Below are 15,280 nucleotides of genomic sequence, written 5' to 3' on the forward strand. Positions count from 1 at the left end.
TGTCTTCAGAGAGGGAATATCATTGTATGTTGTTTGTACTTAAAAACAGCTAATGAATAACCCGTCTTTTTTTATGTGATTTCTGTCACATCAATGTCTCTCATCGGCAAGTATAAAACACAATTCCTAAAAAAATGAAATAATAGTTCATTTTTAACAATGAGATAATTAGATGATAACAAATAGTATCAAGCCTTTGGGAGAAGGCCGAGTGGTTACGCTAGGGCACCAGTTGGCATATGGTGGGGGCAACCTGTTGGGAAGCGGTGCTCTGGCGATCAGCGGTGCTTGGTTGCTGTATTTTTACACTACATTTTGTGGGCTGACGCTGCTGGAAGCGTCATTTATTTTTTCAGTGGCAAGCGTTATTGATGCAATCAGTAACCCGGTGATGGGTTACCTGACCGATAACTTTGGTCATACCTGGTTGGGTAAACGTTTTGGTCGGCGGCGTTTCTTTGTGCTGATTGGTGCGCCACTGATGATTTTCTACCCTCTGCTATGGGTAGAAGGTTTTGGTTTTTGGTATTACCTCTCTACCTATGTGATTTTCGAACTGATTTACACCTCGGTTATGGTGCCTTATGAAACCCTGGCGACCGAAATGACGGAGGATTTTGCTGTACGCTCCAAGCTGACGGGCTATAAAGCGATTTTCGGCAAAATGGCCAATTTCCTGGCTGCATTTATTCCTGGGCAATTCATTCTGATCTACGGTAAAGAATCGGCACAGCCTTTCCTTTATACCGGTATCACCTATGGTCTCATTCTATTTATTGCTATCGGCATGCTTTATCTGTTCTCTTGGGAACGCCAGGATGAAGGGGAAACGCTGGTAAGGCAGAAGTCGTCGCTACTGAGTACGCTGATGTCTCTGGCCAGAGATATGCAATCGACATTTTATCTGCGAGTGTTCCGTAAACATTTGGGCATGTACCTGTTCGGTTTTGGTGCTGAGTGGTTGTTTGCTTCGGTCTTTACCTACTTTGTGATCTTCGTACTGCAATACGATCCTGCGATTCTTGCCGGGCTGAATAGCTTGAATGCGATGCTGCAACTGTTCTCTACGGCACTCTTTATTGGTCTTTGCGTGAAAAAAGGTTTCAGCAAGCCCTATATCTGGGCGCTTGGTATCGTTGTTTTTGCAGTCTGCTGTTATACCCTGCTGCCCTTTTTTAACCTGCCAGCGCATTTTGCCACTGCGGCGATCATTGGGGTGACCGTGATATTTGGTTTGGGTACTGGGGGGGTATATTACATTCCCTGGACGGTCTATACCTTCCTGGCTGATGTGGATGAAGTCTTTACCGGCCGCCGCCGTGAAGGGATCTACGCAGGTGCCATGACCTTCTCTGGGAAAATTGTCCGCTCAATTATTGTCTTTACCATGGGGGCCATCCTCAGCTATTACGGTTTCCAATCGAAATCCCATACCCAACCGGAAACCGCGATTACGGCCATTTCCTGGGTTTTCTTTGCCGGCGTTATCGTGCTGGCTCTGGTTGCTATCGTGTTCAGTAGCCAGATGACGCTTAATCGCCAAACTCATCGGATAGTCTTGGATGAAGTGGCGCGTATCAAAGCAGGGGGGAAACTGAGTGATATTCAGCCTGAGGTGCGTTTGGTGATCGAAAAACTGGTCGGTTTGCCTTATGAACAATGCTGGGGCAACAGTAAGATTTGCCAGAAAATGAAGCTTGCCGCCGAAGTGCAGCCCACTATGTGTGAGTCTGCTTCATAAACCAAGCCTCCATAGAGCCTTCCCACTTTCGGGTGGGAAGGCTCAAGTGGGAGTTGGCTCACAGTCAGAGAAACAGTATCGGATTTTTCATGGCTTCATTTGGCAAGTTGGCACCACAATCTGCTCCGTTATATCGATCCCCGTCAAGAAAAAGAAAAATACCTTTCACAAAAATCAAAACAATGTTTCAACTTTATTGATTGCGACAGAGATAAGCGTTAGACTTGCCGCATCATGATGACAGGGGGGCAATAGCGCCTTCTCTGTGCGGCAGCAGGCTGTAGATACTGGCGGGATAACGCTATCCCCACTTTTGACAAGGGCCGGTGATGCCCTGAGTACTAAGGAAAAGAGCATGATTCTCGATAATTTTTCGTTGCAGGGTAAAGTAGCTATCGTGACCGGTTGTGATACAGGTCTGGGGCAGGGTATGGCTCTTGGGTTGGCCCAGGCAGGTTGTGATATTGTCGGTATCAACGTGGTTGAGCCAACAGAAACTATCGCGAAAGTTGCTGAGCAGGGGCGTCGTTTCCTGAGCCTGAAAGCTGACCTGAGCAATCTGGACGTGCTGCCTTCTTTGATCGAACGTGCCGTGGCAGAATTTGGTCATATTGATATTCTGGTGAACAACGCAGGTATCATCCGCCGTCAGGACGCGCTGGAATTCAGCGAAAAAGATTGGGATGATGTGATGAACCTGAACATCAAAACCGTCTTCTTTATGTCTCAGGCTGTAGCTCGTCAATTCATTGCTCAGGGTAAAGGCGGCAAAATCATCAATATCGCTTCTATGCTTTCTTACCAGGGCGGTATTCGTGTACCTTCTTACACCGCTTCTAAGAGCGCGGTGATGGGAGTAACCCGCCTGCTGGCTAACGAATGGGCTAGCCATGGCATCAACGTTAACGCTTTGGCTCCAGGTTACATGGCAACCAACAATACTCGTCAGTTGCGTGACGATCAGGCTCGCAGCGAAGCGATCCTTGAGCGTATTCCTGCGGGGCGTTGGGGCTTGCCAGAAGATCTGATGGGGCCAGCAGTATTCTTGGCTTCACCAGCTTCAGATTATATCAACGGCTTCACCCTGGCGGTGGACGGTGGTTGGTTGGCTCGTTAAGTCAGAAAATAACACATTGATTTTATTTGCAGAGAGGAAACGATGAATATTGCACTGATGATGGAAAACAGCCAAGCGGGTAAAAATGCGCTGGTTCTCGAACAACTGCAGGCCGTAGCGGCTGACAATCATGATGCGGTGTTCAACGTCGGTATGAGTGATGAAAAAGATCACCACCTGACCTATATCCATCTGGGTATTATGGCCAGTATCCTATTGAACGCGGAAGCGGTCGACTTTGTGGTTACGGGCTGCGGCACCGGTCAGGGTGCGTTGATGTCATTGAACATTCATCCTGGCGTAGTTTGTGGTTACTGTATTGATCCTGCGGATGCTTTCCTGTTTGCTCAAATCAACAACGGCAATGCGCTTTCTCTGCCGTTTGCCAAAGGTTTTGGCTGGGGCGCTGAACTGAACGTTCGCTATATCTTTGAAAAAGCGTTCACCGGTCGTAAAGGTGAAGGTTATCCGGTAGAGCGTAAAGAACCTCAGGTGCGTAACGCAGGGATTCTGAACCAGGTTAAAAGTGCTGTGATCAAAGATAACTATCTTGATACGCTGCGCGCAATCGACCCGGAATTGGTGAAAACCGCCGTTAGCGGTGCTCGCTTCCAGGAATGCCTGTTTGCACATGGCAAGAAGCCAGAAATTGTTGCGTTTGTAAAAGATATTATCAGCCGCGCTTAAACAGCGTGATACCTGATGAATTTTGAAATGCAGGTTGACGGCACTTCCCAGCGATTGGAGTCATCTAATCGCTGCGGTAAATCTACTCCCGGTGGATTTGATTGTTGCTCTTAACCCTCGCGGTTCGAAAAACGGCAGGTATAATGGTTTTCTTCAGGTGGCCGATTGTGGGCCACCTGTTTTATTTTTATAGCCTTGCTGTTAATGATTGCTACGTTAGAATGGGTTTCATATTCCGAATTATAAGGAAGACTATGAAGCTGATGTTTGCCTCGGATTTACATGGTTCGCTCTCCGCCACTGAAAAAATTCTCGCATTGTTTGAGCAGAGTCATGCAGATTGGCTGATTCTTTTGGGTGATTTGCTCAATCATGGTCCACGTAATGCACTACCAGAACGCTATCAACCCATACAGGTTGCTGAACAATTAAATCACTATCGCGACAAAATCATTGCTGTTCGTGGTAATTGCGATAGTGAAGTCGATCAAATGTTACTCACTTTCCCTATCATGTCTCCCTTTCAACAAGTTTTATTGCCCAAAAGGCGGCTGTTTTTAACCCATGGTCATCTTTATCATCCCGATACATTGCCTCCATTGTCTCATGGGGATGTGTTGATCTACGGCCATACGCATTTACCGCATGCGGAATGGCAAGAGGGGATTTGCTGTTTTAATCCAGGTTCAGTCAGTATTCCTAAAGAAGGTTTCCCCGCCAGTTATGGCATGCTGGAAAATGATATGCTGAGCGTGGTCGGTTTACACAACGGCAAAGCTATTGCAGAGGTGGCATTAACACACTAATTTATATATCCAATGGAGGTGAAGAATTGTGGGCAGCAAGCGCTGAATCTCCATAATGTGTCAGTAGGGTGTTTCAGCCTAAAACAGAGTTGCATGCTGTTTGTCAGGGCCTATGAGTGATGCCAATACATCTGCAAGATACAAGGTGTATATATAAAAATCATTGCAGCACACTCATTGATTAACCAGCGCGCGGTATTCATCGCGCCAAAATAGAAGGTTTTAGAGGATGGCGGAACAGGGTCAGGATGCAGATACCGAATGGGTTGATATCGTTAACGAGCAAAACGAAGTGATTGCTCAATCCAGTCGTCAACAGATGCGTGCTCAACGGCTACGTCATCGTGCTACCTATATTGTGGTGCATGATGGAATGGGGAAAATTTTGGTACAACGCCGTACTGAGAACAAAGATTTCTATCCGGGGTGGTTGGATGCTACAGCCGGGGGCGTGACGCAAAGTGGAGAAAATGTGTTGGATTCTGCCCGGCGCGAAGCAGAGGAAGAACTGGGGATTGCGGGTGTACCTTTCGCGGAACATGGCCTGTTTTATTTTGAAGAAGAGCAGTGTCGTGTTTGGGGCGCTTTATTTAGCTGCGTGTCGCACGGCCCTTTTGCCTTGCAGGAAGAAGAAGTGGCAGAAGTCAGCTGGATGATGCCAGAAGAGATCACCGCTCGCTGCGACGAGTTTACTCCAGATTCGCTGAAGGCATTGTCATTGTGGCTGACACGTAACAATAATCAGGATTACGGCAAACCTTTACAGCGAGTGAACAAAGTAGAATCAGGTAAAGAAAACGCCTGAACCTCTGTCATAGGCTGTATCCCTGCGTTACTGTGCAGATGTACAGTTTTTTACCCCGCGTAAGAGCAATGTAACCGTTGGTTACCCCTACCAAACTCTTTCACCCAGGCAACATCTTGCAAATGTTGCCTGCAATACAATTGGCTAACCTATTTTCCACAAATTAATATCCTTAATGCCACAATCAGTGCGTGTTATTTTTTGATTAAAAATCAATTAGTTAAATTAAATTTGAGACGACTGTTTCAATCGAAATGCAATGAGTGCAAGAAAAATAAAACAACGTTCCTACTTTGGTCACACTTTTGCCATCCGCCCAATGACGCTGAGAAAAATTTAGATATAATAATTTGAAATAGTGTTTCAGTTTGTTGGTTGATGTGTGGAGATCATAAATGGACTTAATGTGCTGCACTAAACTGTTTGGCAGTGTCAGGATGGATCGTTCATCAGTGTCTTGCTATCGGTCTAACAAAGCTAAAAGGAGCTGGCAAACTCAGTGTGCGTTTTTATGGAATGAATTCATTTTACCGTTCCATTTTATCCATTGGTCTTATTGGCACGGTATACAGGAAGCAGAAGGTGCCAAGAGATTAATATTTAACATTAAATGGTTAGCATCTATTTGCTTGGTGTGTGTTTGCACCTGCGTGTCGCTGTACAAAGTGAAATGGATTCTGTTGATGATAAGCAGTTACAAAAACAGAGCGATCTTTTCATTGTATGGCATGTTGGTATCAGGGCGGAGGTTAAAACACTATACCTTGGGTTTTATCTGATTGCTGCGGGATTTATTTATAGTATTGATTGAGTTTACTTAATTTTATTTCTATCTATATGGGTAATAACCATGAATGAAAACAGAATGCTGGGGTTAGCCTATATATCTCCCTATATTATAGGGTTGATAATATTTACGGCATTTCCCTTTGTGTCATCATTCTTATTAAGCTTTACGGAATATGACCTGATGAATCCACCAGTGTTTAACGGGGTTGAAAACTACCGTTATATGCTGATGGAAGATCACCTTTTTTGGAAATCCATGGGTGTAACATTTGCTTATGTGTTTCTCACCATTCCTTTAAAACTGGCGTTTGCACTGGGTATTGCCTTTGTTCTTAATTTTAAACTTCGTGGTATCGGATTTTTCCGTACAGCGTATTATATTCCTTCCATCCTAGGGAGCAGTGTGGCAATTGCCGTATTATGGCGTGCACTGTTTGCCATTGATGGTTTGCTAAATAGTTTTATTGGTGTATTCGGGTTAGATCCTATCAACTGGTTAGGTGAACCTTCGCTGGCTCTGATGTCGGTCACGCTGTTGCGTGTATGGCAGTTTGGTTCCGCCATGGTTATTTTCCTGGCGGCGTTGCAGAACGTTCCTCAGTCACAGTATGAAGCGGCAATGATTGATGGTGCCTCTAAATGGCAAATGTTTATGAAAGTCACCGTGCCACTCATTACGCCGGTTATTTTCTTTAACTTCATCATGCAGACGACACAGGCGTTCCAGGAGTTTACGGCACCGTATGTGATTACAGGCGGCGGCCCGACTCACTATACCTACCTGTTCTCGCTTTATATTTACGATACGGCATTTAAATACTTTGATATGGGTTACGGCGCAGCACTAGCCTGGATATTGTTCCTGGTTGTGGCCGTGTTTGCCTCAATTTCCTTTAAATCATCAAAATATTGGGTCTTCTACTCAGCGGATAAGGGAGGCAAAAATGGCTGATATGCATCAAGACAACGTATTAATGAACGATGCTCAGAAGATTGCTGAGCAGGAAGTACAGCGGACGTTACGTAAAGAGAAAGTCAGCGCGTTTATCCGTTATATCGTTCTGCTGTTTGTGGGCCTGCTGATGCTTTATCCACTGGTGTGGATGTTCTCTGCGTCATTCAAGCCGAACCACGAGATCTTCACAACGTTAGGTTTATGGCCTGCTCATCCAACCTCAGATGGTTTTGTTAATGGTTGGAAAACGGGTACAGAATATAACTTTGGTCACTACATGCTTAATACCTTTAAGTTTGTTATTCCTAAAGTCATATTAACCATTATTTCTTCAACGATTGTGGCCTATGGATTTGCACGCTTTGAAATTCCATGGAAAAAATTCTGGTTTGCTACGCTGATCACCACCATGTTGCTGCCGAGCACGGTGTTACTGATTCCTCAGTACATCATGTTCCGTGAAATGGGCATGCTGGATAGCTATCTGCCGTTGTATTTACCGTTAGCATTTGCGACGCAGGGTTTCTTCGTCTTTATGTTGATCCAATTCTTGCGTGGTGTGCCACGTGATATGGAAGAAGCCGCCCAGATTGATGGTTGTAACTCTTTCCAGGTGCTGTGGTATGTGGTAGTGCCGATTTTGAAACCAGCAATTATCTCTGTTGCTCTGTTCCAGTTTATGTGGTCAATGAATGACTTTATCGGACCGCTGATTTATGTCTACAGCGTAGATAAATACCCTATTGCCCTGGCGCTGAAAATGTCCATCGACGTCACCGAAGGTGCGCCATGGAATGAAATTCTGGCAATGGCAAGTATCTCTATTCTGCCGTCTATCATCGTGTTCTTCCTGGCCCAACGCTATTTCGTGCAGGGTGTTACCAGCAGCGGTATTAAAGGTTAATTGAGGATTTATCATGGCTGAAGTCGTATTTAATAATTTGCAGAAAGTTTACACCAACGGTTTTAAAGCCGTTCATGGTATCAATTTAACCATTGCTGACGGTGAGTTCATGGTGATTGTCGGGCCATCCGGCTGCGCTAAGTCAACCACTTTGCGTATGCTGGCGGGGCTGGAAACCATCAGCGGTGGTGAAGTTCGCATTGGCGATCGCGTAGTGAATAACCTGGCGCCTAAATCCCGTGGTATTGCCATGGTGTTCCAGAACTATGCGCTTTACCCGCACATGACGGTGAAAGAGAATCTGGCGTTTGGCTTGAAGTTGAGCAAATTGCCGAAAGAGCAGATCGAAGAACAGGTCACCGAAGCGGCAAAAATCTTGGAACTGGGCGAGTTAATGGATCGCCTGCCACGTCAGCTGTCCGGCGGGCAGGCACAGCGTGTGGCGGTTGGCCGCGCTATCGTCAAGAAACCTGATGTTTTCCTGTTTGATGAGCCGTTGTCCAACCTGGATGCTAAATTGCGTGCGTCGATGCGTATCCGTATCTCTGATTTGCACAAACAGCTGAAAAAAAGCGGCAAACCAGCGACCACTGTTTATGTTACCCATGACCAGACAGAGGCAATGACCATGGGTGACCGTATCTGTGTCATGAAACTCGGTCACATCATGCAGGTTGATACGCCAGATAACCTTTATCATTTCCCGAAAAATATGTTCGTGGCTGGTTTTATCGGCGCGCCAGAAATGAATATCAAACCTAGCAAGCTGGTAGAGCAAGACGGCAAGATTGGCCTGACAGTTGGTAATTACACGTTGGAATTGAATCAGTACCAACAGGAGAAAGTGGCTGCTCACGTGGGCGAAGATGTGTTCTTTGGGGTTCGTCCTGAATTTATCGCCATTTCGGAGTCTCCTTTTGAAGGGAATCACTCGCAGGGTGAATTAGTACGTGTTGAGAACATGGGACACGAGTTCTTTGTCTACCTCAAGGTTAATGATTTTGAATTAACCTGCCGTATCCCATCTGATGATGTTAAGCCTATCCTCAAAAATGGGTTACATCGTCCTGTTTACTTTAAATTTGACATGAATAAATGCCATATATTTGATGCGAAAACAGAAAAAAATATCTCTCTTTAAGTGGAGCTGTAGACAATGAAAAAAAGATTATTACAAGTACTGATTGCTTCATCTATTACGATGTTTGCACACCAGTCATTTGCTGCTGACCAGGTTGATCTGCGTATGTCTTGGTGGGGGGGAAATAGCCGCCATCAGATGACATTGAAAGCGATCGAAGAATTTCAAAAACAAAATCCTAATATCAAGGTTAAGTCAGAATATACGGGTTGGGATGGTCACCTTTCGCGCCTGACCACGCAGATCGCAGGTGGGACAGAGCCGGATGTTATGCAAACTAACTGGAACTGGTTACCAATTTTTTCAAAAAATGGCACTGGTTTCTATGATTTAAATACGGTTGGTGAATATCTGGATCTGACTCAGTTTGATCCAAAGGAACTGAAAACGACCACGGTGAATGGCAAACTGAACGGGATTCCGATTTCGGTTACCGCACGTGTTTTCTACCTCAATGATGTTACCTGGAAGAATGCCGGGGTAGAGTATCCCAAGAGCTGGGATGAGCTAATGGCAGCAGGTAAGAAGTTTAAAGAAGTCTTGGGTGATAAATATTATCCGGTGGTGCTTGAGCACCAGGACTCTTTCGCTCTGTTACGTTCATATATGATACAGAAGCATAATATTGATATCGTAAATGAAGAGAAGAAGAAGTTTAACTATACCCCAGAGCAGTGGGTAGAATTCTTCCAAATGTATAAAGACATGGTAGATAGCCATGTTATGCCTTCATCCAAGTATTTTGCTTCTTTCGGCAAGAGCAATATGTATGAAATGAAGCCTTGGATTACAGGGGAGTTCGCTGGAACCTACATGTGGAACTCTACCATCAAGAAATATTCGGATAACCTGCAACCACCAGCAAAACTTGAGTTGGGTAATTACCCGATGCTGGAAGGGGCTACGGATGCAGGCTTGTTCTTCAAACCTGCACAGATGTTCTCGATCGCGAAAAGCAGCAAGCACCCGCGTGAAGCGGCTATGTTGATTAACTTTTTGTTAAACAGCAAAGAAGGTGTTGAGGCGTTAGGCTTGGAGCGTGGCGTACCGTTGAGCAAGGCTGCGGTGACACAATTGCGTGAAAGCGGTGTCATTAAGGATACCGACCCGGCAGTTTCTGGGTTGAATCTGGCCTTATCTTTACCACATGCCATCAATGCTTCACCTTATTTTGATGATCCACAGATTGTGGTGTTATTCCAGGATGCTATTCAGTCAATCGATTATGGAAAGAAAACGGTTAAAGAAACGGCCGCTGATTTCCAATCTCAAGGTGACCGTATCCTGAAACGTGCAATGAGATAAAGCTCGGCTAATAGATGCCCCCGTTTATCTTATATAACGGGGGTGTTGTACAAGGGAATAAATGCGTTGAATAGGCTAAAGAGCATTTATTTTTCTGAGCTGATACTTTAGTTGTAATAATGTAAGAAAATATAAACTAATAATGATTCACTTTATTAAGTGGTATCTATATTATTGACAGGGGGGATGTTATTTTCCTTGGTGTAAATAGTAAGGATTATTCATGTCAGCCTTCGTTAGTAATTAAAAAGTTTTAATAATTAAAGTGAGTTAATGATAATACTTACACGATTCACTCACTGTTCTTTCAATATCTCTAAGGAACTCCTTATTCTAGGGCGTAGTTTCTTATATAATTAAACTATAAAGGATGGGAATAATGAAATTGAAATTATTAACACTGATGATAACTTCAGTAATGAGTCTTAGCGCAGCGGCGATGTCAGTTGATCTACGTCATGAATTTATGGATACCGCTAAAGGTGATCATAAAAACCGTATGTTGGTTTCACACCGCTTTGCGAATGGATTTGGTTTCTCTTTAGAAGCCAAATGGAAACAAGACTCTTCAGATTCAACGCCAGATAAACCTTTCCACGAGCAGGTTAGTAATGGTACTGAAGCAGTAGCCAGCTATCAGTATAAAGTAACGGACGAGTTTTCTTTACAGCCTGGTTTCTCAATCGAATCTAACAGTAATAATAATGGTTACCGGCCTTTCTTGCGTGCGCAATATAATCTGACAAAAGATCTCTATGTTGCGACCAGATACCGTTATGAATATAAGCGCACCACGTCAAAAGGATCTGATGCGGACGAGAAAACCAACCGTGGTGATTTCTGGTTAGGTTATACTTTCTTTGATGACTGGCAGACTGAATACAATTTCGTTTATAAGAAAAGTAACAAAGTCATCTTTGATGACGATAAAACCGACTACGAGCATAACGTAAAATTAGCTTATAAGTGGGATAAAAACTGGAAACCTTATATTGAAGTGGGTAACGTAAAACAAGATAGTCTTAATGACAATCGCCAGACTCGTTACCGTGTAGGTGTATCTTACAGCTTCTAATTTTATCTATACCAGGTAACAATTAATGATGTATTACCGGGAAACATGTCCTGATGTTGAAAGATATCAGGTGGTTTCCCGGTATCGTTGTTTTAATTTTTTCACACGAGTAGCCCAAACGTCTTACTAAGCCAGGTTGCTGAGCCGCACAGAAGATAGATCAATAACTGGGTAGCAACTATGGTGGTGTAGGTTAGCTCCAGGCCCAGGGTATTTCCCTGATAACCGTTGCTTATGGTTCTTTATACCCGTTGATGCCTGATTATGGCACAGCCAATATCCGCATTCATTTTATGATATTCATAAAAAGCCCCCCAGAATGGTTTAGGTTCTGGGGGGCTTTGTCTTTGGTGCGTAGCTTAACGAACCATTAACCTGCGGCGTTGGCCGCCTGGGCTGATTGAATGGCCGTCAGGGCGACGGTATAGACAATGTCATCTACCAGAGCACCACGCGACAAATCGTTTACGGGCTTACGCATGCCCTGCAACATTGGCCCGATAGAGACCAGATCGGCAGAACGTTGTACTGCTTTATAGGTGGTATTACCGGTGTTCAGATCTGGGAAGATGAACACGGTGGCTTTACCTGCGACCGGTGAGTTAGGCGCTTTGGACTGAGCCACATCAGCCATGATGGCTGCATCGTACTGTAGTGGGCCATCGATAATCAGGTCTGGGCGTTTTTCCTGTGCCAAACGGGTCGCTTCACGCACTTTCTCAACGTCACTACCCGCACCAGAATCGCCGGTGGAGTAGGAGATCATCGCTACACGTGGTTCGATACCGAATGCGGCAGCAGAATCAGCAGACTGAATGGCAATCTCTGCCAGTTGTTCTGCGGTTGGATCTGGGTTGATCGCACAGTCACCGTAAACCAGAACCTGATCCGGCAGCAGCATAAAGAATACGGAAGATACCAGTGAACTGCCTGGCGCGGTTTTGATCAGTTGCAACGGTGGGCGGATAGTGTTGGCGGTGGTGTGAACGGCACCGGATACCAAGCCATCAACTTCGCCTTTTTCCAGCATCAGGGTGCCGAGAACCACATTGTCTTCCAATTGTTCACGGGCAACGACCTCAGTCATGCCTTTGCTCTTACGCAGTTCAACCAGGCGCGGCACGTATTTTTCACGCACGGCAACCGGGTCAACAATCTCAATACCCGCGCCCAGTTGGACACCTTGCGCAGCGGCAACGCGTTTGATGTCATCCGGGTTGCCCAACAGCACACACTCAGCGATACCACGCTCGGCACAGATGGCTGCCGCTTTTACGGTACGCGGTTCATCGCCTTCCGGCAGTACAATGCGTTTGCCTGCTTTGCGGGCCAATTCGGTCAACTCGTAACGGAATGCCGGCGGAGACAGACGACGTGAACGTTCAGAAGTGGCCGTCAGGGAGTCGATCCATTCAGTGTTGATGTGGCTTGCCACGTAGTTTTGTACTTGTTCAATACGCTGATGGTCGTCTGAAGGGACTTCAAGGTTAAAGCTTTGCAGGCTCAATGAGGTCTGCCAAGTATTGGTATCAACCATAAAGACCGGCAACCCGGTTTCGAAGGCGCGCTCACATAATTTTTTGATTGATGGCTCGATCTCGTAACCACCGGTCAACAGCAGGGCACCGATTTCGACACCGTTCATCGCCGCCAGACAAGCAGAAACCAAGACGTCAGGGCGATCTGCGGAGGTGACCAGCAGGGAGCCAGGGCGGAAGTGTTCCAGCATATGCGGAATGCTGCGGGCGCAGAAAGTAACAGACTTCACCCGGCGAGTCATGATATCGCCTTCGTTGATGATCCGCGCCTTCAGGTGGTGGGCCATATCAATGGCCCGCGTGGCGATCAGATCGAAACTCCACGGCACACAGCCCAGTACTGGCAACGGGCTGTTAGCGAACAGGTGGGCAGGATCGACGTTGGCAACGCTGGCTTTGGTTGAATCATCAAAGATTTCTGACAAATCCGGGCGAGTACGGCCTTGATCGTCTACCGGAGCATTGAGTTTGTTGATGATGACACCGGTAATATTCTTGTTCTTGCTGCCGCCAAAGCTGCTACGGGCCAGTTCGATACGCTCTTTCAACTGAGCAGGGGAATCATTGCCCAGCGCCAGCACAAAGACGATTTCTGCGTTCAGGGTTTTCGCAATTTCAAAGTTGAGCGCGCTGGCAAACTGGTGCTTACGGGTTGGCACCAGGCCTTCGATCAGCACCACTTCCGCGTCTTTGGTGTTTTCGTGGTAACGCGCCACGATCTCTTCCATCAGCACGTCTTGCTGGTTGGAGCTTAACAAGCCCTCAACGTAACTCATACGCAGCGGTTCGGCTGCTGGGATGGTGGAGTTGCTGCGGATGATGGTGGTGGTCTGGTCAAGGGAATCGCCGCCGGTGCGTGGTTGAGCGATAGGTTTGAATACGCTCAGGCGAACGCCTTTTTGCTCCATGGAGCGGATGACACCCAGGCTGACGCTGGTCAGACCGACGCTGGTGCCTGTGGGGATCAACATAATTGTACGTGACACAGAATAGTCCTCTTCACTGTTTTTTCAGTCTGCGGTAAACGCGCAGGCAAATCTTGGCTCTGAAACAACACCGTCAGCCTGAGCTGACGGTGAGGGGGAGCATTAAGCGGTCAGACGGGAAGCGTCTTGCGCGATGACCAACTCTTCGTTGGTGGGTATCACCAGTGCCAGGCGGCTGCCATCTTTGGTGATATTGCCGGATTTGCCGAAACGAGCGGCCAGGTTGCGTTCGTGGTCAACCGTGAAGCCCAACAGCCCCAGTTTATCGAGGGTCAGTTCACGTACCATCGCGGCGTTTTCACCGATACCGCCGGTGAAGATCACCGCATCCAAACGGCCTTCCATCAGAGCACTGTAAGCACCAATGTATTTGGCCAGACGATGGCAGAAGACATCCATGGCACGTTTGGCGTCGGCTTTGGTGGTGTAGTTGTCTTCAACATAGCGGCAGTCGCTGGTGACTTCGGTCAGGCCCAGCAGGCCAGATTCTTTGGTCAGCATCTTGTTGATTTGATCAACGCTCATACCCATAGCATCATGCAAATGGAAAATGATGGCGGGATCGATGTCGCCGCTGCGGGTTCCCATGACCAAGCCTTCCAGTGGGGTCAGCCCCATAGAAGTATCAACACACTGGCCGTTGCGTACGGCACTGACGGAACCACCGTTACCCAGATGGCAGGTAATGACATTCACTTCGCTGACAGGCTTGTTCAGCATCTTGGCGGCTTCTTGCGTCACATAGAAATGGCTGGTGCCATGTGCACCATAGCGGCGCACGCCATGATCGCGATACAGGCTGTACGGCAGGGCGTATAGGTAAGACTCTTCCGGCATGGTCTGATGGAATGCAGTATCAAAAACGGCTACGTTTTTATCAGCCAACTGCGGGAAGGATTTCAACGCTTCCGCGATGCCAATCAGGTGAGCTGGGTTATGCAGTGGTGCAAAGGGAACTGAATCTTTGATACCTTGAAGGACTTCGTCGTTGATCACGGCAGAAGCAGTGAACTTCTCGCCACCGTGAACGATACGGTGGCCGATAGCGGTCAATTGTGCAGAAAGCTCTGGTTTTTGTGCCAGAATAGTATTAACAATGAAGTTCAGCGCTTCGCTGTGTGCAGCACCGGCACCCAGAGCCGCTTCTTGTTTGCCGCCATCCATTTTCCATTTGATACGGGCTTCTGGAAGGTGGAAGCATTCGGCAAGACCAGAAAGATATTCTTCACCGTTGGCTGCATCAATGATAGCGAATTTCAGGGAAGAACTGCCGCAGTTAAGAACCAGTACTAGCTTACTCGACATGGAAGTACCTACTTATAGTTCGTGTTGTTAGTGAACCCAGAACACGTGGTGAATAAATCGTCAATCGAACAACAAGCGTAGCGCATAATGCCGTTGACATTTATGATTAACATCATGCCAGTTACA

Annotated in this window: 12 protein-coding genes; 10 read left to right on the plus strand and 2 right to left on the minus strand. The window is 46.5% G+C overall.

Annotation, left to right across the window (positions count from 1 at the left end; all coding sequences use genetic code 11):
• Positions 1–172 precede the first annotated feature (172 nt).
• The 10 genes from Z042_RS12355 to Z042_RS12405 all read left to right on the plus strand — a co-directional run bounded on the left by Z042_RS12355 (position 173) and on the right by Z042_RS12405 (position 11,325).
• Complete coding sequence (locus Z042_RS12355; RefSeq protein WP_024911426.1) at positions 173–1,741, plus strand: MFS transporter; 1,569 nt, start codon at positions 173–175, stop codon at positions 1,739–1,741.
• Positions 1,742–2,096: 355 nt separating this feature from the next.
• A complete protein-coding gene (gene kduD, locus Z042_RS12360; protein ID WP_024911425.1) occupies positions 2,097–2,858 on the plus strand; it encodes a 2-dehydro-3-deoxy-D-gluconate 5-dehydrogenase KduD in 762 nt (253 codons plus the stop codon).
• Positions 2,859–2,900: 42 nt separating this feature from the next.
• Complete coding sequence (locus tag Z042_RS12365) at positions 2,901–3,545, plus strand: RpiB/LacA/LacB family sugar-phosphate isomerase (protein ID WP_024911424.1); 645 nt, start codon at positions 2,901–2,903, stop codon at positions 3,543–3,545.
• Positions 3,546–3,799: 254 nt separating this feature from the next.
• Positions 3,800–4,351 (plus strand): phosphodiesterase, encoded by a 552-nt coding sequence (gene yfcE / locus Z042_RS12370; protein ID WP_024911423.1) that lies wholly within the window; start codon positions 3,800–3,802, stop codon positions 4,349–4,351.
• A 229-nt stretch (positions 4,352–4,580) separates the two neighbouring features.
• Positions 4,581–5,156, plus strand: a complete 576-nt coding sequence (gene yfcD / locus Z042_RS12375) for an NUDIX hydrolase YfcD (RefSeq protein WP_024911422.1) — start codon at positions 4,581–4,583, stop codon at positions 5,154–5,156.
• A gap of 850 nt (positions 5,157–6,006) precedes the next feature.
• Positions 6,007–6,897, plus strand: a complete 891-nt coding sequence (locus Z042_RS12385) for a carbohydrate ABC transporter permease (RefSeq protein ID WP_024911420.1) — start codon at positions 6,007–6,009, stop codon at positions 6,895–6,897.
• Positions 6,898–6,919: 22 nt separating this feature from the next.
• Entirely contained in the window at positions 6,920–7,804 is an 885-nt protein-coding gene (locus Z042_RS12390) for a carbohydrate ABC transporter permease (RefSeq protein ID WP_417903538.1), read from the plus strand.
• A 13-nt stretch (positions 7,805–7,817) separates the two neighbouring features.
• Positions 7,818–8,945: an ABC transporter ATP-binding protein gene (locus Z042_RS12395; protein ID WP_024911418.1), complete on the plus strand. Its 1,128-nt coding sequence runs from the start codon at positions 7,818–7,820 to the stop codon at positions 8,943–8,945.
• 15 nt (positions 8,946–8,960) lie between these two features.
• Complete coding sequence (locus Z042_RS12400; protein ID WP_024911417.1) at positions 8,961–10,250, plus strand: ABC transporter substrate-binding protein; 1,290 nt, start codon at positions 8,961–8,963, stop codon at positions 10,248–10,250.
• 379 nt (positions 10,251–10,629) lie between these two features.
• Entirely contained in the window at positions 10,630–11,325 is a 696-nt protein-coding gene (locus Z042_RS12405; protein WP_024911416.1) for an oligogalacturonate-specific porin KdgM family protein, read from the plus strand.
• Between the two features lie 370 nt (positions 11,326–11,695).
• Here Z042_RS12405 and pta read toward each other — a convergent pair whose 3' ends face one another.
• Entirely contained in the window at positions 11,696–13,849 is a 2,154-nt protein-coding gene (pta, locus tag Z042_RS12410) for a phosphate acetyltransferase (protein ID WP_024911415.1), read from the minus strand.
• A 102-nt stretch (positions 13,850–13,951) separates the two neighbouring features.
• A complete protein-coding gene (gene ackA / locus Z042_RS12415) occupies positions 13,952–15,154 on the minus strand; it encodes an acetate kinase (RefSeq protein WP_024911414.1) in 1,203 nt (400 codons plus the stop codon).
• Between the last annotated feature and the right edge of the window lie 126 nt (positions 15,155–15,280).

This window comes from Chania multitudinisentens RB-25 (genome assembly GCF_000520015.2).
Taxonomy (GTDB): domain Bacteria; phylum Pseudomonadota; class Gammaproteobacteria; order Enterobacterales; family Enterobacteriaceae; genus Chania; species Chania multitudinisentens.

What these genes read in the sequence shown, in the direction of transcription:
- yfcE (WP_024911423.1), top strand. Translation starts at nt 3,800, where the DNA reads ATGAAGCTGATGTTTGCCTCGGATTTACATGGTTCGCTCTCCGCCACT.
- Z042_RS12395 (WP_024911418.1), top strand. Translation starts at nt 7,818, where the DNA reads ATGGCTGAAGTCGTATTTAATAATTTGCAGAAAGTTTACACCAACGGT.
- Z042_RS12355 (WP_024911426.1), top strand. Translation starts at nt 173, where the DNA reads ATGATAACAAATAGTATCAAGCCTTTGGGAGAAGGCCGAGTGGTTACG.
- kduD (WP_024911425.1), top strand. Translation starts at nt 2,097, where the DNA reads ATGATTCTCGATAATTTTTCGTTGCAGGGTAAAGTAGCTATCGTGACC.
- Z042_RS12385 (WP_024911420.1), top strand. Translation starts at nt 6,007, where the DNA reads ATGAATGAAAACAGAATGCTGGGGTTAGCCTATATATCTCCCTATATT.
- ackA (WP_024911414.1), bottom strand. Translation starts at nt 15,154, where the DNA reads ATGTCGAGTAAGCTAGTACTGGTTCTTAACTGCGGCAGTTCTTCCCTG.
- Z042_RS12390 (WP_417903538.1), top strand. Translation starts at nt 6,920, where the DNA reads ATGAACGATGCTCAGAAGATTGCTGAGCAGGAAGTACAGCGGACGTTA.
- Z042_RS12400 (WP_024911417.1), top strand. Translation starts at nt 8,961, where the DNA reads ATGAAAAAAAGATTATTACAAGTACTGATTGCTTCATCTATTACGATG.
- Z042_RS12405 (WP_024911416.1), top strand. Translation starts at nt 10,630, where the DNA reads ATGAAATTGAAATTATTAACACTGATGATAACTTCAGTAATGAGTCTT.
- yfcD (WP_024911422.1), top strand. Translation starts at nt 4,581, where the DNA reads ATGGCGGAACAGGGTCAGGATGCAGATACCGAATGGGTTGATATCGTT.
- Z042_RS12365 (WP_024911424.1), top strand. Translation starts at nt 2,901, where the DNA reads ATGAATATTGCACTGATGATGGAAAACAGCCAAGCGGGTAAAAATGCG.